An 18,987-nucleotide genomic window follows, 5' to 3' on the forward strand; every position below is an offset into this window, starting at 1 on the left:
TCAAGCCGCCGGCGCCGTCTGCGGGGCCTCGGCCGGGGTCTCGATCCGGCCGGCGCGCAGCCTGACGGTGCGGTCGCAGGCGGCTGCGAGCGAAAGGTCGTGGGTGACGAGCACCAATGTGCCGCCGCGCTCGCGCCGCAGCCCGAAGATCAGATCGACGATCGAGCGGCCGGTCGCCTCGTCGAGATTGCCGGTCGGCTCGTCGGCGACGAGGATCGCCGGATCGGTCGCGACGGCGCGGGCGATGGCGACACGCTGCTGCTCGCCGCCCGAGAGCTGGGCCGGGTAATGGTCCATGCGGTGGCCGAGGCCGACATTGCGCAGCTCGGCGGCGGCGCGCTCGAAGGCGTCGGCCGCACCGGCGAGCTCCAGCGGGAGGGCGACGTTCTCGCGCGCCGTCATGGTCGGCACCAGATGGAAGGACTGGAAGACGATGCCGATGCGGCGGCCGCGGAACAGGGCGAGCTCGTCCTCGCCGAGGGCGCCGAGATCCTGGCCGGCCACCCTGACGAGGCCGGAATCGGGCCGTTCCAGCCCGGCCATGGTCATCAGAAGGGTCGACTTGCCGGAGCCGGACGGGCCGGTGAGGCCGGTGGCCTGACCCTGGGCGATGGCCAGCGAGACGCCCTTCAGGATATGGACGCGGGCGGCGCCTCGCCCCAGACTGAGTTCGACGTCGCGCAATTCGATCGCCGAGGGGCCCTGCTCGCTCACCGCCATGTTTCCGCTCTCATCCCGTCCGATGCCGCTCCTACGCGCCGCTTCCGGAGCCGAAGGAGAAAGACCCGCCATGACCGCTGCCTGCAAGGCCGGCGCCGCCAACCGATATGGGCGCTCCGGCGCCCGAATCCAGCCATTGCGCGGATTTTGGGCCGCGACCCTGCTGATTGCCTTCGTTTTGGGTTTCCATGCCATGACCATGCCGCTCCAGGCCCAGACGCCGCCGCTCAAGCTCGTCGCGCTCGGCGACAGCCTGACCGCCGGCTACAATCTGCCCGGCAGCGCCGCCTTCCCGGCCGTGCTGGAGAAGCTGCTGCGCGAGAAGGGAATTCCCGCCGAGATCGCCAATGCCGGCGTCTCCGGCGACACCTCGCAGGGCGGGCTCGAGCGGCTCGACTGGTCGGTGCCGGACGGGACGGACGGGGTCATCCTCGAGCTCGGCGCCAATGACGCCTTGCGCGGGATCGATCCCGGGCTGACCGAGAAGGCGCTTGACGCGATCGTGACCAGGCTCAAGGCGCGCGGCATCCCCGTGCTGCTCGCCGGCATGTATGCGCCGCGCAATCTCGGCGCCGATTATGCGGCGCGCTTCGACGGCCTCTATCCCCGCCTCGCCGAAAAGCATGGGCTCATCCTCTATCCGTTCTTCCTGGACGGCATCGCCGGTGACCGGGTATTGAACCAGCCCGATCTGCTGCATCCGACGGCGGAAGGGGTGCGCGTCATCGCGACGCGCATCCTGCCGACGGTGGAGCGCTTTCTCGCCACCCTGCGCCCGCGCTCCTGAGCGCTGGCCTTTCCCACTTCCTTTCAATCTGTCCGCGGCGCGCCCGGTGCGCCCGCCTCCGGAGCCTTGCGTCATGGAATACCGTCAACTCGGCCGCACCGATCTCGAGGTCTCGGCGATCTGCCTGGGCACCATGACCTGGGGCCAGCAGAACACCGAGGCCGAAGGCCATGAGCAGATGGACTATGCGCTCGACCAGGGCGTGAACTTCTTCGACACGGCCGAACTCTACTCGATTCCGCCCAAGGCGGAGACGCAGGGTTCGACCGAGCGGTTCATCGGCAGCTGGTTCAAGGCGCGCGGCAATCGCGACAAGGTGATCCTTGCCTCGAAGGTGATCGGCCGCTCGGCCAATGACTGGTTCCGCGACGACAAGGGGCCGACGCGGGTCAACCGCCAGCAGATCGGGGAAGCCGTCGACAAGAGCCTGAAGCGGCTGCAGACCGACTATATCGACCTCTACCAGATCCATTTCCCCGATCGGCCGATGGCCTGGGGTTCGAACCCGACCCGCTTCGGCAAGGCCGCCTTCGAGCCGGCGGCGGACGAGACGCCGATCGCCGAGCAGCTCGACGCCTTCGCCGATCTCGTCAAGGCCGGGAAGATCCGCCATATCGGCCTCTCCAATGAGAGCGGCTGGGGCACGATGCGCTTCCTCGCCGAGGCGCAGACGGGCGGGCGCCCGCGGGTGCAGTCGATCCAGAACGCCTACAATCTCCTGAACCGCACCTTCGAGACGGCGCTGGCCGAGATCGCGCTGCGCGAGCAGGTCGGCCTGCTCGCCTATTCGCCGCTGGCACAGGGCTATCTCACCGGGAAATACCTCGACGGCGCCCGCCCTGCCGGGGCGCGCACCACCCTGTTCGCCCGCGGCCAGCGCTATGAGACTGCTGGCGCCGAGGAGGCGATCCGGGCCTATGTCGGTCTGGCGCGTGAAGCCGGGCTCGATCCGGCGCAGATGGCGCTCGCCTTCGTCACCTCGCGCTGCTTCGTCACTTCGAACATCATCGGCGCGACCAGCATGGCGCAGCTGAAGATCGCGATCGGCTCGGCCGCTGTGACGATTCCGGCCGAGCTCGAAGCCAAGATCGACGCGATCCACCAGCGCTTCGGCAATCCCTGCCCGTAAGGGTGTTAAAGCCCATCGTCATCCCGGCGCCACGGCCGGGATGACGATGTCGTGAGGGAGGGCAAGAGGGGCCTGTTCGGAGCCGGCTTGCTGTGTCGGGCTGGCAATGCGAGGCTTCGTCTCGCCAGAGTCACAAATGCTTGGCACTGATAGAGCTATGCCGCGGCTGTTCACTGCCCTGGAGATTCCCGCCGAGGTCGCCTCGGCCCTGACGCTGCATCGCGGTGGGCTGATCGGTGCGCGCTGGATCGAGCCAGCCGATTACCACATCACTCTGCGCTTCCTTGGCGATATCGACCGGCGCATGGCCCATGACGTCGACAGCTTCCTGCACGATGTCCGGGCGCCGCCGCTGACGATCACGCTCGACCAGCTCGGCAGCTTCGGCGGCGACCGGCCGCGGGCAGTGTTCGCGCGGGTCCAGCCGACACCGCAGCTCAGCGAGCTCCAGGCCGATATCGAGCGACTCATGCGCCGTCTCGGGCTGCCGGCGGAGGGGCGCAAGTTCATGCCGCATGTCACTTTGGCGCGCCTGCGCGACGCCTCGCCGCTCGAGGTGGCGCATTATCTTGCGACCCATCCGATCGTACGACCGATCAGCTTCACGGCGCGTCGCGTCGCGCTGTTCTCCTCGCGCGAATCGATCGGCGGCGGTCCCTATGTGCTGGAGGCGGCCTATCCGCTCGGCCCGGCCTATCCGAACCGGCCGAGCCGCATGGCTTCCGAGCGGAGATGAGAGGATGAACGATCGGCCCAAGCGCCTCAGCCCCGAGGCGAGGCAGGAAGCGCTGGCGGTCCTGGCCGGCTGGAAACTGGTCGAAGGCCGCGAGGCGATCACCAGGCGTTTCGTCTTCCGCGACTTCAGCGAGGCCTTCGGCTGGATGAGCCGGGTGGCGCTGCTGGCCGAGAAGATGGACCACCATCCGGAATGGTCGAATGTCTACAAGAGCGTCGAGGTGACGCTGGCCACCCACGACGCGGGCGGGCTGACCGAGCTCGACATCAGGATGGCGCGCGCCATGGATGCGATGGCGAGCTGAGGCCGCCGCGGCCTGATCGTGGCCGGCTGGTCAACCGGATCGCCGGGTGACTTTGAGCCAGCGGCGGACCCAGGCTACGGGCAGGCGCTTCGCCATAGTCTTCAGGTGCGGGCGCAAGCGCGGCAGCGCCAAGGCGCAGACGAGGCGGCCGCGCCGGCTCAGCGGCATGGCGAGATCGTAGACCGCGACCGAGCCGTCGGCGTGCTCGAGCTTGTAGGGATCGGCCGGCGCGAGCAGGTCGAAGACGGCGCTGCCGCGCGCCCTGGCTTCGGCGAAGGCGCGATGGATTAGGATGCGGCCGATGCCCTCGCGCTCGAAATCGGGGTCGCTGGCGATGACATGGCCGAAGCTGCGGCCAAGGCAGTCGAACGAGATGTCGATGCCGATCGGCCGGCCGGCACAGGTGACGATCGACAGGCGCAGGCCGGCCTCGTCGGCCTCGTCGCCGGCGAGTGCGGCGAAGAGCTCCTGAAAGCGCGGATCGGCGACCGTCGGCGCGAGGATGCCGTGCCGGGCGAGGGCGCGGCGCTTCATCGTCACGGCTGTCGTTGCAAGTTTGCGCGCCTCGGCGCCCGGCCTCAGCGCGCCGAAGCCGAGCTCGCCGCGCTCGGCCAGGCGACGCAGGCGGCGGCGATAGTTCGAGCGCTCGCGAGCCGGATAGGCCAGGCTCGGGCCTTCAGCCGAAACACGACGCTCCAGCTCGGTGAAGGGCGCGTCCTGCCGCTGCACCAGCAGCGCCGCCTTCGGGCGAGAAAGGGCCGCGTCGGCCCGCAACTGCCGGATCTCGAAGAGATCGGCGCCGAGCCGGTCGAGCGCCTTCCAGCCTGCATCGAGCCAGGCCTGCCGGTGCGGGCCGGGCTCGATCAGGACGTCGCCGAACTGGGCGACCGGTGCTCCCATGAACTGCAGGATGTCGAGGCCGAGGCTGCGCCGGCGCAGCAATGGCCAGAGCATCACAAGCCTGCCGGAGCTGCGTCCGCCGAGGATGCAGATGCGGCTCCCAGCATCAAGGTAATGGTCGCACCAGTGCCGCAGGAAGGCATGGCGCAGGAAGAGCTGCTGCGGCATGCCGGCGCGGGCAAAGAGGCCGTCCCATTCCGGCTTCAGCGCCTCGAAGGCGGCACGGTCGGTCAGGAGGTCGAGCGCGAGCGGCGCCATCGCGGCGTCGTCGCTGGGAGGCCGGCTTCCCGCCTCCGCCATCGCAGCCCGCGCGGGCATGGCTCAGGCCTGGCCGCGCAGATGCTGGATCAGGCGCCTGGCTCCGGTCAGTCTGAAATGGGCAAGATAGGGCAGCAGCAGCAGCGGGTGGCGCACCGCGAAGGGCGCGTCGTGCTCGACGAGATGGCGGATGGCGAGCACCGGCAAGGGCGAGCGCAGGGGTCTGAAATCGGGGTTCCACAGGCCGGGCGCATCGGATTCCGCATGCATCAGGCCGATCATCCTCCGGCGGCTGAGCGAATGGAACTTGTTCCGCTTCTGCACCCGCTGGAGCATGGCGAGGCCGGCCGCGCCGCCGCAGCGCGGAAAGCCGATGATGATCGTCCGGAAATGCTCCATGCTGGGCTTGCAGGAGATGGCGTCGAGCGCGGCGAAGCTGCTGCGGGTCAATGCGAAGGCGCGCTCCTCCTCCTCCGGCTGCGCCTCGCAGATCGCGAGCCGCGCCGTGTCGATGCGGGCCGCCTGGCGGGTGAAGGGGCAAACGGCGCCGGTGCGGCCGAGTTGCGGATGCTCGCGCATCAGGTAGCTCTCGACCCAGTCGGCGAGCGTCGCCAGCGCGGCATTGGCTTCCGGCCGGGCCGAGATCTCGGCGCGTGCCTGCGCGAAGCTCAGAAGCGCGCTGCGCGTCTCGGCCGTCCTCGCCACCTGCTCCAGCATGATCCCGCGCTCCGCGCCTCTACAACCAGCGATAGCAGGCGCGGCTTAGGGAATGGTTGACCGGACCATCGGGCAAGGCCGGTTCGCCGTTAGGGTTTAGGAAAGGTTTCGCCCGGCGCCCAGCCGCACGCGGAGAGCGCGGCATGCAGATGCGGCGGCGGCGGCGCCTCGACCCGGATCGGAGCGCGCTTCGGATAAAGCGGCAAGGTCAGGTCGTGGGCATGCAGATGCAGACCGGGGCCGCCGCTGCGCGGTGCGGTGCCGTAGATCTCGTCGCCGCGGATCGGCCAGCCGCTGGCGGCGCAATGCACCCGCAGCTGGTGGGTACGGCCGGTCAGCGGCTCCAGCGCCAGCCAGGCGAGCGGCGCCTCGTCGAGCCGGCCACGGCCGAGCACGCGATAGCGCGTCTGTGAGGGCAGGCCGGCCGGATCGGGCTTCATCCACCAGCCGCGATCTGGCGAGAGCTTTGCCAGGGCAAGGTCGATCAAGCCTTCTTCCTCGGTCGGCTCGCATTCGACCACGGCCCAATAGGTCTTGCCGATGCGGCCATCGCGGAACATCTGGTTGAGCTGCGCCATGGCGCGCGGATGGCGGCCGAGGACGAGGCAGCCGGAGGTGTCCTTGTCGAGCCGGTGCGCGGCTTCCGGGCGACGCGGCAGGCCGAAGCGCAGCGCGTCGAGATGGTCGGTCAGCACCGGGATGACACGGCCCTTCGCCTGCGGGCCGCGATGCACCGGCAGACCGGCCGGCTTGTCGATGACGAGCATCATCGCGTCGCGATAGAGCAGGGGAACGGGCGGCTCGGAGGGCTGCTCCCCTGGCGCGGCTTCTGGCGAAAAGACTGGTCGGTCCGGCTGGCTCATGGCATTGCGCTAACGAAGGCCGCAGGGCCATGCAACCGGAAGTGTCGCCGCATGGGGCGTCAGGACGAGCGATGAGCGAGACCGAACCGAAAAAGCGCGGCTTCTTCTCGAAGCTGTTCGGGCTGGACGAGAAGCAAAGGCCGCAGGAGCCGGCGGCTCCGGTGGTCGAGACCGCGCCGGCCCCGGAGCCGGTCGTCGAACACGTGGCGGAGCCGGAATCGGAACGCCCGGTCGATGTCGTCCCGGAGCTTCCAGCCGAGCCGGAGCCCCAGCCCGAAGCCGAGGCGCTGCTCGCCCCGGAGGTGCTTTTCGGCGAGGAGGCGCCGCTGCCGATCGTCGCAGCCGAGCCGGTGCAGCCGAAGCGGAGCTGGTGGCGGCGGCTGGCCGATGGCCTGTCGCGGACCTCCTCGGCGCTGACCACCGGCATCGCCGACCTCTTCACCAAGCGCAAGCTCGACGCCGCGACGCTCGAGGACCTCGAAGACATCCTGATCCAGGCCGATCTCGGCCTCGCCACCGCCGCGCGTGTCGCCAAGGCGGTCGGCGAGGGGCGCTATGACAAGCAGATCGAGCCGGACGAGGTGAAGGCGATCCTGGCGCGCGAGGTCGAGGCCATCTTGACCCCTGTCGCTAGGCCGCTGGTGCTCGACGCCACGAAAAAGCCGTTCGTGATCCTGATGGTCGGGGTCAACGGCTCGGGCAAGACGACGACGATCGGCAAGCTCGCGGCAAAATTCCGAGCCGAAGGCAAGTCGGTGATGCTGGCGGCGGGCGACACCTTCCGAGCAGCCGCGATCGAGCAGCTCAAGGTCTGGGGTGCCCGGACGGGAACCGAGGTGGTCGCCGGCAACCAGGGCGCCGATGCCGCGGGGCTCGCCTTCGAGGCGCTGCAGAAGGCGAAAGCTGCGGGAACCGACGTGCTCTTGATCGACACCGCTGGCCGGCTGCAGAACAAGACCGGGCTGATGGCCGAGCTCGCCAAGGTGGTGCGGGTGATCCAGAAGCTCGATGCGCAGGCGCCGCATGCGGCGCTGCTCGTGCTCGACGCCACGGTCGGCCAGAACGCGGTCAGCCAGGTCGAGGCCTTCCGCGAGACGGCCGGGGTCACCGGGCTGGTGATGACCAAGCTCGACGGCACGGCGCGCGGCGGCATCCTGGTTGCCCTGGCGGCGCAGTTCGGGCTGCCCGTGCATTTCATCGGGGTCGGCGAGAGCGTCGACGATCTGGAGCCGTTCCAGGCGCGCGATTTCGCGCGGGCCGTGGCGGGATTGGGAGAACTGGCATGAGCGAAACGGCGGCGAGCGCGACGGAGGCGGGCAAGGCGAAGCCGATCAACCCGCTGCTCAAGCTGGCGCTCGAATTCGGCCCGCTCGCCGTGTTCTTCTTCGCCAATTCCTATGGCGACCGGCTGTTCGGGATCGAGTCGGACCGGCGCATCTTCGTCGCCACCGGCATCTTCATCGCTGCCTCGCTCCTGGCGCTGGCGCTGTCGAAGATCCTGATGAACCATCTGCCGCGCATGGCGATCGTCAATGCGGTGGTGGTCACGGTGTTCGGCGGCCTGACCATCGCGCTCGACGATGCCTTCTTCATCAAGGTCAAGCCGACGATCGTGAACACGCTGTTCGGCTGCGTGCTGCTCGGCGGGCTCTGGTTCGGCCGCTCGCTGCTGGCGCTGGTGCTCGACAGCGTGCTGCAGCTCGACGATGCCGGCTGGCGCAAGCTGACGCTGCGCTGGGGCCTGTTCTTCTTCGTGCTGGCGGCGCTGAACGAACTGGTCTGGCGGACCCAGAGCCAGGATTTCTGGGTTGCCTTCAAGGTCTGGGGCGTGATGCCGCTGACCATGATCTTCGCGCTGGCACAGACGCCGCTGATCCTGAAGCACGAGATCAAGCGCGAGGGCGCGGCGGAGTAAAGCTTCTGCACTGTCATTCCGGGGCCTCGCAAAGCGAGGAGCCCCGGAATGACAAGCGGGGAGCGGCCCTACTTCGGCGCGAGGCGGATCGCGCCGTCGAGGCGGATCGCGGTGCCGTTCAGCATGTCGTTCTCGACGATGCTCTTGACCAGCGCGGCGTATTCGGCCGGCCGGCCGAGGCGCGAGGGGTGCGGCACCGAGACAGCGAGCGAGGCGCGGGCATCGTCGGGCAGGCCGGCGAACATCGGCGTCTCGAACAGGCCGGGCATGATCGTGACGATGCGGATGCCGACCCCGGCGAGGTCGCGGGCGACCGGCAGGGTCAGGCCGACGACGCCGGCCTTCGAGGCGGCATAGGCGGCCTGGCCGATCTGGCCGTCCTCGGCGGCGACCGAGGCGGTGCAGACGAAGACGCCGCGGCCGCCATCCGGGGTGACCGGTTCGAGCGCCGCCAGCGCCACCGCCGATTTGGCGATCAGGCGGAAGGTGCCGGTCAGATTGATCGCGACCGCCTTCTCGAACGTGGCGAGGTCATGGGCGATCAATTCGCCGGTCTCGCGCTTCTTCGAGACGACGCGGCGGCCGGGCGCGATGCCGGCGCAGTTGACGACGATGCGGGCGACGCCATGGGCGGCGCGGGATTTTTGCAAGGCGGCGTCGACGGACGCCTCGTCGGTGACGTCGCAGGCGACGAACAGCCCGCCGATCTCCTTGGCGATCGCTTCGCCGCGCTCGGCATTGAGATCGAACAGCGCGACCTTGACGCCATGGCTGGCGAGCATGCGCGCGGTGCCTTCGCCGAGACCGGAGGCGCCGCCGGTGACGATGGCGGCAAGGGACGAATCGAGCTGCATGGCGCGTTCCTCAAGCTTTTGACATTGCTGCAAGGGGTTTAGAGGCGCGATGCTCCGGCTCCAAGAGGGTTCGACGTGCGATTCTGAGTCGATCCCTTGTGCAGCCCTTCATGCGGGGCCACATTTTCGCGTCGACGGCGGGCTAGTGTTGGCGCGCCAAGGGAGAGAGGAATGAGCGACAGCTTCAGCTTCAGCCAGCGCTTCACCGCCGAGGAGATGGCGGCGATCCGCCGGAGCCTGCGCGACGAGGAACGCTTCGGCTCGGAGCTCATGGCTCTGCTCCGGCGCGTGGCCAAGCGCATCCCCTTCGCCGAGGACGGGCTCGCCGCCTGGTTCTGCGCCCGCGATCCGGCAACGCCGCGGCGCGTGCGCTACACGCTGCTCGGCGCGCTCGGCTATTTCGTGCTGCCGGTCGACGCGCTGCCCGACATCATGCCCTTCCTCGGCTTCACCGACGATGCGGCCGTGTTGGCGGCGGCGATCGCGGCCGTGGCGGGCTCGATCACGGTCGAGCACCGCGCCAGGGCGAAGAAGGTCCTCGCCGAGCTCTAGAGCCGGATCCGATCGGATTGGATGAATCTGATCGGTAAAACGGGCTCCAGTGCCTCAGGGCGTCAGCACCACCTTGCCTTGGGCCTTGCGCTCCGCGATCAGCGCGAGGGCCTCGGCGGCGCGCTCGAGCGGGAAGGCGGCGTGGACATGGGCGCGGATCCTGCCCTCCGCCGCCCAGCCGAGCAGGCGCTCCATATTGGCGCGGTGTGCGGCGGGCTCGCGCCGGACGAAATCGCCCCAGAACACGCCACGCAGATCGCAGCCCTTGAGCAGCAGGAGGTTGAGCGGCGGCCTCGGAATGGCGCCGCCGGCGAAGCCGACGACGAGATAGCGCCCGCCCCAGCCCATCGCGCGCAAGGCCGGCTCGGCGAGATCGCCGCCGATCGTGTCGTAGAGCACGTCGACCCCGTCCGGGGCGAGACGGCGCAGTCCGGCCCGCAGATCGTCCGCCGCATAGTCGAGCCCCTCCTGCGCGCCATGCTCGCGCGCCAAGGCGAGCTTTTCCGGCGAGGAGGCGCAGGCGATGACGCGCGCGCCGAGAAGGGCGCCGATCTCGACAGCCGCGAGCCCCGCCCCGCCGGCGGCGCCGAGCACCGCCAGCGTCTCGCCGGCTTTCAGTTCGCCGCGCTGGATCAGCCCGTGCATGGCGGTGCCATAGGTGACGAACAGCCCGGCGGCCTGCCGATCGCTCAGCTTCTCGGGAATCCGGATTGCCGCTTCGGTCGGAACTACGACGATCTCGCGGGCCGCGCCATGGCCGAGCCAGGCGGCGACCCGCTCGCCGAGGCGCCATTGGGTCACCCCCTCGCCGAGCGCGCTGACGATGCCGGCGCATTCGGCCGAGGGCGAGAAGGGAAGTGCCGGCTTGACCTGATAGCGCCCCTGGATGACCAGCGTGTCGAAGAAATTCAGCGCCGCGGCGCTGACCCTGATCGCGATCTCGCCCGGCCCAGGTTCCGGTTCGGGCAGATCGCGGATGACGAGGGTTTCGGCCGGGCCATGAGCCTCGCAGAGCAGCGCCTTCATCGTGTGTCGGTTCCTTCTGGGGCTTCGTTCGGCCGGCAGCCTCGCTCAGCGTCAAGCTGGCACGGCGCGGTCGCGGGGGAAACCGCGCGGGAAGCCTGGCGAATTATTCGCATTTTCGCCAGGATCGTGACATTCTATGCGTCGTGGCGCGCTGTCCGGATCGCCGATCTCGCATGGCCTCCATCTGGCGTTAAGATTTCTGATGATTAGTGGCGATCCATGATTCGCAAGCCGGCTCCCTTCTCCGCCCGCCGCCCGCTCACGGCGGCTGCCCTTTTCAGCCTGACTGCGCTGGCGCTGCTGTCGCCCGGTGCGGCCCAGGCGCAGCGCGCCTCCAGCGGCCAGGGCCAGGCGCTCCTGCTCGAGACCGCCGGCAAATGGCAGGCCTTCTCCTCGCAGCAGGGCCGCTCGAAGATCTGCTATGCGCTCTCCAAGGCCGAGAGCCGTTCGCCCGCCAATCTCAAGGACGTCGATGGGCTGCTGTTCATCTCGACCCGTCCGACCGAGGGCGTGCGCAACGAGATCAGCCTGGTGATGAATTTCGACCTCAAGGAAGATGTCGAGCATCAGGCGATCATCGGCAATGAGCGCTTCGTGCTCGTCGCCAAGGGCCAGAACATCTGGCTGAAGAACCCGGCCGAGGAAGGCCGCATGCTCGACGCGCTGCGCAAGGGCTCGGCGCTCGAGATCAAGGGCACCTCGAAGCGCGGCAACCCGACCAGCGACAAATATTCGCTCGCCGGCATCTCGCAGATCGTCAAGCGGGCCGAGGACGCCTGCAAGTAGCGCCTGCTCTGCTCGGCGAGGCCGGCGCTTCCACCGATATGGCCGCCTCGTCGCGGCCTTTCCGCTTCCTGCCGATCGCCTCCGTGCCCGAGGGCCGGACCCATATGCATGCCCGGCTGCTCGCTCGTGATTTCACGATACCGGGTTTTCATGCTATGAGCCGCGGAAATTCAGGGCCCGGTGGCCCATTTCGAACCGAGTTCCGATGACCGTTACCGCCCCTTCTTCCACCGCTCCGGCGGTCGAACCTGCTTTGCGGCGCCCTTCGCTGGTCGGCCGCACGCGCGCCGGCATGGCCGAGGCGCTGGCCGAGATCGGCGTTCCCGAGAAGGAGCGGCGCATGCGCGTCGGCCAGCTCTGGAACTGGGTCTATCACTACGGCGTCCGTGATTTTTCGGCGATGACGACGATCGGCAAGGGCCTGCGCAGCGCGCTCGCCGAGCGCTTCACGCTCGATTTGCCCGAGGTCACCGCCGAGCAGGTCTCGAGCGACGGCACCCGCAAATGGCTGCTGCGGATGGCGCCGACCGGCCCGCGCGACCGCGGCGCCGAGATCGAATGCGTCTATATCCCCGAGGTCGACCGCGGCACGCTCTGCGTTTCGAGCCAGGTCGGCTGCACGCTGACCTGCACCTTCTGCCATACCGGCACGCAGCGCCTGGTGCGCAACCTCACCACCGAGGAGATCGTCGCCCAGCTGATGGTGGCGCGCGAGCGCCTCGGCGATTTCCCGAACCGCAGCGCGCCGGACGGCGCCTTCGTGCCAAATGATGGTGGGCGCTTCGTCTCCAACATCGTCTTCATGGGCATGGGCGAGCCGCTCTACAATTTCGACGGCGTGCGCGACGCGATCGACGTGATCGCCGACAATGAGGGGCTCTCGCTCGGTCGCCGCCGCATCACCGTCTCGACCTCCGGCGTCGTGCCGCAGATCGGCCCGCTCGGCGACGATATGGGCACGATGCTGGCGATCTCGCTGCATGCGGTGCGCGACGAGCTGCGCAACGAGCTGGTGCCGCTCAACAAGAAGTACCCGATCAAGGAGCTGCTCGAGGCCTGCCGCAACTATCCCGGCCTGTCGAACGCCAAGCGCATCACCTTCGAATATGTGATGCTGAAGGGCGTGAACGACAGCGACGCGGATGCGCGCGAGCTGGTCCGGCTGCTCAAGGGTATTCCGGCCAAGATCAACCTGATCCCGTTCAATCCCTGGCCCGGCACGAAATATGAGTGTTCGGATTGGGAGCGGATCGAGCGCTTCTCCGAGATCGTCTTCCGCGCCGGCTATGCCTCGCCGGTGCGCACCCCGCGCGGGCGCGACATTCTCGCCGCCTGCGGCCAGCTCAAGAGCGAGACCGAGAAGCTCTCGGCGAGGGCGAGGCTGATGCTGGAGCAAGGCGAGGCCGAGCAGCCGGCGGCGCTCGCGGGCTGACATCATGCTGCGCTGGCTGTTGTTGATCCCGTTCGCGCTGCTTTTCGCGGTCGGGGCCGGGATGTTCGCTTTGCTGATCGCGGGTGTCGTCTCGCCGGATCTCGGCCTTTTAATCGGCGGTGGCTTCGAACGGCTGATCGCGGCCCTTTTCGACATGGCGGCGCAAGGCTTCGATCCCGGCCCCGCGGCGGATGCGGCGTTCTCGCTGCTCGGCCGGCTCGGCTTCGCGATCCTGGTGGCGCCGGTGCTGCTCGTCGCCATCGGCTCCGAGCTCTTCCGCCTGCGCAGCGGGCTGATCCAGAGCGGGCTGACCGGCGTGCTCGCGGCGCTTTTGCCGCTCGCCATGCTCGGACTCGCGCGCGCGCCGAGTGCCGCTGAACTGCAGATCATCTCCGCCCTGTTCCTGGTGGGGGCGGCGACGGGCTTCGTCTACTGGCTGATCGCCGGGCGCGGCGCCGGCGGCGAGCGGGCGGATCCAGCCTGATTCTGAAAAGGGCTCGGGCTGCGCCCGTCGGCTCTGCGCATCGTCATCCGGGCAAGCGGCCTAGCCGCGTCGCTCCGGCGCTCTATCGCTGCGCACTGGCGCCGCCTGATGGCTTCCGGCGTTCCGCGACCTTTATCCCTGTGCCGGCCAAAGGCCGGGCCTGAGGGCCCCAGCCGGAATGGCGCTGAACGCAAACCGCAAGCTACTCGACAGTGCGGCTTCGTCTCTTGTTCGCTGATCTCCAGATGTCCTGATCATTACAGAACATTAATGGAACGGTTCAGATTTGGTTCATCCCTGACGGCTAAATTCTACCTATCGAACAACGGAGTTTAGTCATGTTCAAGCGTACTATTATTCTCGCTTCTAGCTTTGTCGTTATTGCTTCTTCTGTTGCCGTTGCTCAGCCGCGCTACCATGGGCCGAGCTCCAATTCCTATTACGTCGAGAAAAGAGTGATTCATGCTCCGGCTCGCGGTCATGTCCGCCAGAAGGAAATCCGCCACCATCGCTGGGCGAAGGGTCAGCGCATGAACGACTGGCGCCGGCACGGCCAGGTGCGGGACTACCACCGCCATGGCCTGCGCACGCCGGGCCGCGGCCAGACCTGGGTCAAGGTCGACAATAACTACCTGTTGCTGAGCATGGCGACGGGCCTGGTCGCGGCGGTGACCGCGGCGCGCTAGAGTATTTCCAGCGAAATAGATATCGGTTCGCGTGAAGAAAATGCGATAAAACAGAGCGTTAGAGCCTTTTCGCGATTTCGGAGAAATGCGGAAAGGCTCTAGAACTGCTACGCTGCGAACCGTTCAAGAAGCTACCAGTAGGCGTCGCGTCACCATGCTCGAATAAGCGTGCGCGTCGACCACCGCCGAACGGCAGATCATTTCCGCGCTGTTCCTGCTCCGGGGAGCTTCCGGCTTCCTTTCCGGCCTGATCGAGAGCCGTGGATCTGACGGGAAGCAGCCCAAGGTATCCTTGTGATCTTATTTGCCTTTTGCCTTGTCAAACACCGCCTTCCAAAAGAAGCCGCTCTGAAACGCAATAAGATTAGTTAGGAAGCTAATTTTCTCATCATCTATATTTGGATAGAAGCTATAAATTATAATTGGAGATATCAGTAACGGTGCTATTACATCATTATAATCTACCACCAAAAAATTTCCATTCTGATTATAAATACTCCAAAAATAATTGCTTATTATTCCGAGTATCATCCAGCAGATTGCATGTATAGAAACAATTGGTTTAAAATATGCTCTTATAAACGGACTCGGGTCTGATGAGCTTAAATGGATAACTAATATCCCTGTTGTTATCATTATAATCGCGAGGGCGTAGATAAAAAATATAAATGGCCTCGGCATCTGAAACTCTCCAGACTCAGAATCTCAGCGATAATATCAGTCCCCGATCGCCACGCCCTCGCGCCTGCCGTCGGCGCCGCCGAGATAGCCCGCCGGCGTCTTGACGATGGCCTGGATGCCCGAGGTCATATCGAGCAGGCGGACCTCGTGGCCCCTGGCTTCCAGCGCCGCCTTCCAGGCTTCGGCCTCGGTGCCTTTTTCAAGCTCGGTTGGACCGTTGCGGCTGCCGAAATTGCCGAGATCCGCCGCCTGTTGCGGGTCCATTTTCCAGTCGAGCAGGGCGATCAGGGTTTTTGCGACATAGCCGATGATCTGGCTGCCGCCGGGCGAGCCGGTGATGGCATAGAGCCGGCCGAAAGCGTCGAAGACGATGGTCGGCGCCATCGAGGAGCGCGGCCGTTTGCCGGGCTCGACGCGGTTGGCGACCGGCTTGCCGTCCTCGATCGGCGCGAAGCTGAAATCGGTCAGCTCATTGTTGAGCAGGAAGCCGCCCTTGGTCATCAGCCGGGCGCCGAAACCGTCCTCGATCGTCGTGGTCATCGAGACGGCGTTGCCGGCGGCGTCGATCACCGAGATATGGCTGGTGCCGTTCTCGATCCCGTCGGACGGGGCGAGCAATTGCGCGCGCTTGTGCGGAGGATCGCCGGCAGTCGCCTTGCCCATCGATTTGTCGGGCTTCACCAGCCCGGCGCGGCCGCGCAGATAGCCCTCGTCGATCAGCCCGGAAGTGGGGACGCTGAGGAAGGCGGGGTCGGCGAGATAGAGCGCTCGGTCGGCGAAGGCTAGGCGGCCGGCCTCGGCGATCCAGTGCGCCGCTTCCGGCCCGGGACCGAGCCGGGCCATGTCCGCGCGCTCGACGATGCCGAGGATCTGCTGCACGGCGATGGCGCCGGAGCTCGGCGGGCCCATGCCGCAGAGCGTGTAGACCCGATAGCGGCCGCAGACAGGAGCGCGTTCCTCGACCGCGTAGCCGGAGAGATCCTCGAGCGTGATGTCGCCGGGATTGTTCTTGTGGCCGGTGACGGCGGCGACGATGTCCTGGGCGATCTCGCCCTCATAGAAGGCATCGGCGCCGCGCCCGGCGATGGCGCGCAGCGTCGCGGCGAAGGCCGGATTCTTGAGGATGGTTCCAACCGCCTTGGGCCGGCCATCGGCCTCGTAGAAATAGGCGGCGGCGCGCGGATCCTTAACCAGGTTCTTTTCCAGCGCCAGCAGGCCGGCGAGGCGGGGCGAGATCGCAAAGCCCTGCTCGGCCAGCTTGATCGCCGGCGCGAACAGCTCGGACCAGGGCAGCTTGCCCCAGCGCTCATGCGCCTCCTCGAGCAGTCTGACCGTTCCGGGCACGCCGACGGAGCGGCCACCGACCACGGCATCGGCGAACTTCATCGGCTTGCCGTCGGGGTCGAGGAACCGCTCGGGTCTCGCCGCCTTCGGCGCAGTCTCGCGCCCGTCCAGCGTGGTCAGGCGCTTTCCCGCCTCGTCCCAATGCACGAAGAAGGCGCCGCCGCCGATGCCGGAGCTCTGCGGCTCGACCAGGTTGAGCACCAGCTGGATCGCGATCGCCGCGTCGGTGGCGCTGCCGCCGGCGCGCAGGATCTCGCGTCCTGCCGCAGCGGCGAGCGGGTTGGCGGCGGCCGCCATGTAGCGTTGTGCCGTGCCCATCGTCCGGGCAGTACGGCCAGTCGCGGCCTCCGGAGCCGGGGCGAGCCCCTGCTGCGCCGCGGCGGGGGCGCCCAGTGCGAGCCAGAGCCCGGCCGCGGGCAGCGAGAAACGAGCTATGAAGGACAGGGTACGCAGCATGGGCATTCCTCTCGCCTTGCCGGCGAAGACTAGTCCCAATCGCCCCTGTCGCGCCATGCTCGGCGTGTCTTTGATCTGACTCGCGGCGCAGCTATGCTCGGCCACCGGGTTCTTCCGTTCCAGTCAAGGTTTCCGCCCATGGATCTCCTCGCGCCTTCGCCGGCCCTGCGCCGCTCCTTCGCCCTGCTTCTGGTCGGGATGCTCGGTCTCGCGCTCGCCGGCTGCGGCTACAACAACGTGCCGACGCTCGAGGAGAAGGCGAAGGCGGCCTGGGGCGAAGTGCAGAACCAGTATCAGCGCCGGGCTGACCTGATCCCCAACCTGGTCGAAACGGTGAAGGGCTATGCCCAGCAGGAGCGTGAGGTGTTGACGCAGGTGATCGAGGCCCGCGCCAAGGCGACGCAGGTCAAGGTTGACGCCTCGACCATCACCGACCCCGCCAAGTTCAAGGAGTATCAGGACGCGCAGAATCAGCTTTCCGGTGCGCTCGGGCGCCTGATGGTCACGGTCGAGCGCTATCCCGATCTCAAGTCGAACCAGAACTTCCTCGCTTTGCAATCGCAACTGGAAGGCACCGAGAACCGGGTGACGGTTGCGCGCCGCGACTACATCCAGGCGGTGCAGGCCTTCAACACCGAGATCAGGACCTTTCCCGGCGTGATCTGGGCGCGGCTGTTCTGGGGCGCCAAGCCGATGGAGAGCTTCTCGGCGACGGCCGGGGCGGAGCGGCCGCCGGCGGTGAAGTTCTGACTTTAAAGCCTTCAATGGACTCTGCCGATCGTGGGCAAGCGCGGGGAACCCCTCTCCCGAGTGGGAGAGGGGCAGGGGTGAGGGCCTGCCCTTTCCGGAAGAGGAGCAGCGGCGTGGTTGTGCCTTCTGCGGAAACGGCAGGCCCTCATCCGGCGCTCCGCGCCACCTTCTCCCATCGGGGAGAAGGAAAGAAGCCGGCCCGCCCTGTCATTGCGGCATGGCTTTCCCTGCTGCTTTTCCTCCTCGTCCCATTTCTCGCCGCCGCAGCCGAGCCGAGCTATCCCGCCCTGAGCGGGCGGATCGTCGATGGCGCGAAGCTGCTCGATGCCGAGGCCAGCGCCCGCATCGCCGGGAAGCTGAAGGCGCATGAGGAGAAGACCACCGACCAGGTCGTGGTCGCGACCGTGCCCTCGCTGCAGGGTCTCACCATTGAGGACTACGCCAACGGGCTGTTCCGGGCCTGGGGGCTCGGCGACAAGGCCAAGAACAATGGCGCGCTGCTGCTGGTTGCGCCGAACGAGCGCAAGGTCCGCATCGAGGTCGGCTATGGGCTCGAGGGGGCGCTGACCGACGCGCTCTCCAAGGTGATCATCACCACCGCGGTAGCGCCGAAGTTCAAGAACGGCGATTTTTCCGGCGGGATCGAAGGCGGGGTCGACGCGATCCTGTCGATCCTGACCGGCGATGCCGAGGAATGGCAGCGGCGCGCCCAGGTCAGGGAGGACGAGTCCTCCTGGGCCGAGGATCTCGCCGTGATCTTCGTCATGATCATGGTGTTCACCCTGATCGTCAGCTTCATGCGCGAGCTCGGCCGGGCGAGCGGTGGAGCCCGCCGGCATCGCATGCGCGACGGGCGCTGGGTGACGCTGCCGCCGTCCAGCGGCTCGGGCTGGGGTGGAGGGTCTTCGTCAGGCGGCTGGAGCTCGGGCAGTTCGGGCGGATTTTCAGGCGGTGGCGGTTCGTCCGGTGGTGGCGGGGCGTCGGGAGATTGGTGAGATGCTGAATTCCGGGGATCGCGATGCCATCGCCGAGGCGGTGCGCGAGGCCGAGCGCCGCACCTCCGGCGAGATCGTGGTGGTGATCGACCGTGCCGCCGGCAGCTATCTCGCCGTGCCGGTGGTGCTGGCGTTGACTGCCGCCCTGTTCGTGCCCTGGCCCTTGCTGGCGCTGACGATGACGAGCGCGCCGCGGATCTTCCTGCTGCAGCTGATCGCGGCGGCGCTGCTGCTCGCCGTCCTGCTCTGGTATGGCCGCGGCGGGCGCTTCGTGCCCGGTTTCGTCAAGCGGCGGCATGCGCATGAGACGGCGCTGCGCGAGTTCACGGCGCGCGGGCTGACGCTGACGCGCGGCCGGACCGGCGTGCTGCTCTATGTCGCCGTACAGGAGCGCTATGCCGAGATCGTCGCGGATGCGGGAATCGACGGCAAGGTCGATGAAGCCAGCTGGAAGGGCATCATCGAGCCGCTGCTCAGCGCGGCGCGTGAAGACAGGCTGCGCGAGGGGCTGGAGCTGGCAGTCGGCGCGATCGGGGAGGTGCTGGCCGCGCATGCGCCGCCCGTCGCCGACGATGTCGACGAATTGCCCAACAAGGTGGTGATTCTCTAGGC

The 18,987-nt window shown here is 67.5% G+C and carries 21 protein-coding genes; 14 read left to right on the plus strand and 7 right to left on the minus strand.

Annotation, left to right across the window (positions count from 1 at the left end; genetic code table 11):
• Window positions 1-720, minus strand: coding sequence for an ABC transporter ATP-binding protein (locus ACWGRX_RS24420; RefSeq protein ID WP_452119677.1), 720 nt, complete (start codon window positions 718-720; stop codon window positions 1-3).
• A gap of 193 nt (window positions 721-913) precedes the next feature.
• On the opposite strand from ACWGRX_RS24420, the gene ACWGRX_RS24425 reads away from it, so the two are divergent.
• The 4 genes from ACWGRX_RS24425 to ACWGRX_RS24440 all read left to right on the plus strand — a co-directional run bounded on the left by ACWGRX_RS24425 (window position 914) and on the right by ACWGRX_RS24440 (window position 3,676).
• Window positions 914-1,507: an arylesterase gene (locus ACWGRX_RS24425; RefSeq protein ID WP_452119703.1), complete on the plus strand. Its 594-nt coding sequence runs from the start codon at window positions 914-916 to the stop codon at window positions 1,505-1,507.
• A 73-nt stretch (window positions 1,508-1,580) separates the two neighbouring features.
• Complete coding sequence (locus ACWGRX_RS24430) at window positions 1,581-2,636, plus strand: aldo/keto reductase (protein ID WP_452119678.1); 1,056 nt, start codon at window positions 1,581-1,583, stop codon at window positions 2,634-2,636.
• Window positions 2,637-2,793: 157 nt separating this feature from the next.
• Window positions 2,794-3,372 (plus strand): RNA 2',3'-cyclic phosphodiesterase, encoded by a 579-nt coding sequence (gene thpR, locus ACWGRX_RS24435; RefSeq protein ID WP_291639024.1) that lies wholly within the window; start codon window positions 2,794-2,796, stop codon window positions 3,370-3,372.
• A gap of 4 nt (window positions 3,373-3,376) precedes the next feature.
• Complete coding sequence (locus tag ACWGRX_RS24440) at window positions 3,377-3,676, plus strand: 4a-hydroxytetrahydrobiopterin dehydratase (protein ID WP_291639025.1); 300 nt, start codon at window positions 3,377-3,379, stop codon at window positions 3,674-3,676.
• Window positions 3,677-3,706: 30 nt separating this feature from the next.
• On the opposite strand, the gene ACWGRX_RS24445 is transcribed toward ACWGRX_RS24440, so the two are convergent.
• The 3 genes from ACWGRX_RS24445 to ACWGRX_RS24455 all read right to left on the minus strand — a co-directional run bounded on the left by ACWGRX_RS24445 (window position 3,707) and on the right by ACWGRX_RS24455 (window position 6,321).
• Window positions 3,707-4,894 carry a GNAT family N-acetyltransferase gene (locus ACWGRX_RS24445; protein WP_452119679.1) on the minus strand — a complete coding sequence of 396 codons (1,188 nt, stop codon included), beginning with the start codon at window positions 4,892-4,894 and terminating at the stop codon, window positions 3,707-3,709.
• 3 nt (window positions 4,895-4,897) lie between these two features.
• Entirely contained in the window at window positions 4,898-5,551 is a 654-nt protein-coding gene (locus ACWGRX_RS24450; RefSeq protein WP_452119680.1) for a DUF6875 domain-containing protein, read from the minus strand.
• A gap of 89 nt (window positions 5,552-5,640) precedes the next feature.
• Window positions 5,641-6,321 carry an RluA family pseudouridine synthase gene (locus tag ACWGRX_RS24455; RefSeq protein ID WP_452119704.1) on the minus strand — a complete coding sequence of 227 codons (681 nt, stop codon included), beginning with the start codon at window positions 6,319-6,321 and terminating at the stop codon, window positions 5,641-5,643.
• Window positions 6,322-6,485: 164 nt separating this feature from the next.
• On the opposite strand from ACWGRX_RS24455, the gene ftsY reads away from it, so the two are divergent.
• Window positions 6,486-7,700: a signal recognition particle-docking protein FtsY gene (gene ftsY, locus ACWGRX_RS24460; protein ID WP_452119681.1), complete on the plus strand. Its 1,215-nt coding sequence runs from the start codon at window positions 6,486-6,488 to the stop codon at window positions 7,698-7,700.
• Window positions 7,697-8,329: a septation protein A gene (locus ACWGRX_RS24465; RefSeq protein ID WP_291639029.1), complete on the plus strand. Its 633-nt coding sequence runs from the start codon at window positions 7,697-7,699 to the stop codon at window positions 8,327-8,329. The genes ftsY and ACWGRX_RS24465 overlap by 4 nt, the downstream gene beginning before the upstream one ends.
• 68 nt (window positions 8,330-8,397) lie before the next feature.
• Here ACWGRX_RS24465 and ACWGRX_RS24470 read toward each other — a convergent pair whose 3' ends face one another.
• Window positions 8,398-9,183, minus strand: a complete 786-nt coding sequence (locus tag ACWGRX_RS24470; protein ID WP_291639030.1) for an SDR family NAD(P)-dependent oxidoreductase — start codon at window positions 9,181-9,183, stop codon at window positions 8,398-8,400.
• Window positions 9,184-9,354: 171 nt separating this feature from the next.
• Between ACWGRX_RS24470 and ACWGRX_RS24475 the strand changes: the two genes are divergently transcribed.
• Window positions 9,355-9,735: a YkvA family protein gene (locus tag ACWGRX_RS24475; protein WP_291649700.1), complete on the plus strand. Its 381-nt coding sequence runs from the start codon at window positions 9,355-9,357 to the stop codon at window positions 9,733-9,735.
• Window positions 9,736-9,789: 54 nt separating this feature from the next.
• Here the strand turns inward: ACWGRX_RS24475 and ACWGRX_RS24480 are convergent, their stop codons facing one another.
• Window positions 9,790-10,761: an NADPH:quinone oxidoreductase family protein gene (locus ACWGRX_RS24480; RefSeq protein ID WP_452119682.1), complete on the minus strand. Its 972-nt coding sequence runs from the start codon at window positions 10,759-10,761 to the stop codon at window positions 9,790-9,792.
• A gap of 219 nt (window positions 10,762-10,980) precedes the next feature.
• On the opposite strand from ACWGRX_RS24480, the gene ACWGRX_RS24485 reads away from it, so the two are divergent.
• The 4 genes from ACWGRX_RS24485 to ACWGRX_RS24500 all read left to right on the plus strand — a co-directional run bounded on the left by ACWGRX_RS24485 (window position 10,981) and on the right by ACWGRX_RS24500 (window position 14,149).
• Window positions 10,981-11,547 (plus strand): invasion associated locus B family protein, encoded by a 567-nt coding sequence (locus ACWGRX_RS24485; protein ID WP_452119683.1) that lies wholly within the window; start codon window positions 10,981-10,983, stop codon window positions 11,545-11,547.
• A gap of 205 nt (window positions 11,548-11,752) precedes the next feature.
• Window positions 11,753-12,979 carry a dual-specificity RNA methyltransferase RlmN gene (rlmN, locus tag ACWGRX_RS24490; RefSeq protein ID WP_291639034.1) on the plus strand — a complete coding sequence of 409 codons (1,227 nt, stop codon included), beginning with the start codon at window positions 11,753-11,755 and terminating at the stop codon, window positions 12,977-12,979.
• Between the two features lie 4 nt (window positions 12,980-12,983).
• The gene (locus ACWGRX_RS24495; protein ID WP_291639035.1) at window positions 12,984-13,463 is read left to right on the plus strand and encodes a hypothetical protein; all 480 of its coding nucleotides are present in this window, start codon (window positions 12,984-12,986) and stop codon (window positions 13,461-13,463) included.
• 338 nt (window positions 13,464-13,801) lie between these two features.
• Window positions 13,802-14,149: an RcnB family protein gene (locus ACWGRX_RS24500; protein WP_291639036.1), complete on the plus strand. Its 348-nt coding sequence runs from the start codon at window positions 13,802-13,804 to the stop codon at window positions 14,147-14,149.
• A gap of 717 nt (window positions 14,150-14,866) precedes the next feature.
• On the opposite strand, the gene ggt is transcribed toward ACWGRX_RS24500, so the two are convergent.
• A complete protein-coding gene (gene ggt, locus ACWGRX_RS24505; protein WP_452119684.1) occupies window positions 14,867-16,630 on the minus strand; it encodes a gamma-glutamyltransferase in 1,764 nt (587 codons plus the stop codon).
• 138 nt (window positions 16,631-16,768) lie between these two features.
• Here ggt and ACWGRX_RS24510 point away from each other — a divergent pair, with 138 nt between their 5' ends.
• The 3 genes from ACWGRX_RS24510 to ACWGRX_RS24520 all read left to right on the plus strand — a co-directional run bounded on the left by ACWGRX_RS24510 (window position 16,769) and on the right by ACWGRX_RS24520 (window position 18,985).
• Complete coding sequence (locus ACWGRX_RS24510; RefSeq protein ID WP_452119685.1) at window positions 16,769-17,380, plus strand: LemA family protein; 612 nt, start codon at window positions 16,769-16,771, stop codon at window positions 17,378-17,380.
• Between the two features lie 209 nt (window positions 17,381-17,589).
• Window positions 17,590-18,375, plus strand: coding sequence for a TPM domain-containing protein (locus tag ACWGRX_RS24515; RefSeq protein ID WP_452119705.1), 786 nt, complete (start codon window positions 17,590-17,592; stop codon window positions 18,373-18,375).
• Window position 18,376: 1 nt separating this feature from the next.
• Window positions 18,377-18,985: a TPM domain-containing protein gene (locus ACWGRX_RS24520; protein ID WP_452119686.1), complete on the plus strand. Its 609-nt coding sequence runs from the start codon at window positions 18,377-18,379 to the stop codon at window positions 18,983-18,985.
• The last annotated feature ends 2 nt before the right edge of the window (window positions 18,986-18,987 follow it).

Source organism: Allobosea sp. NPDC055594, from assembly GCF_053618995.1.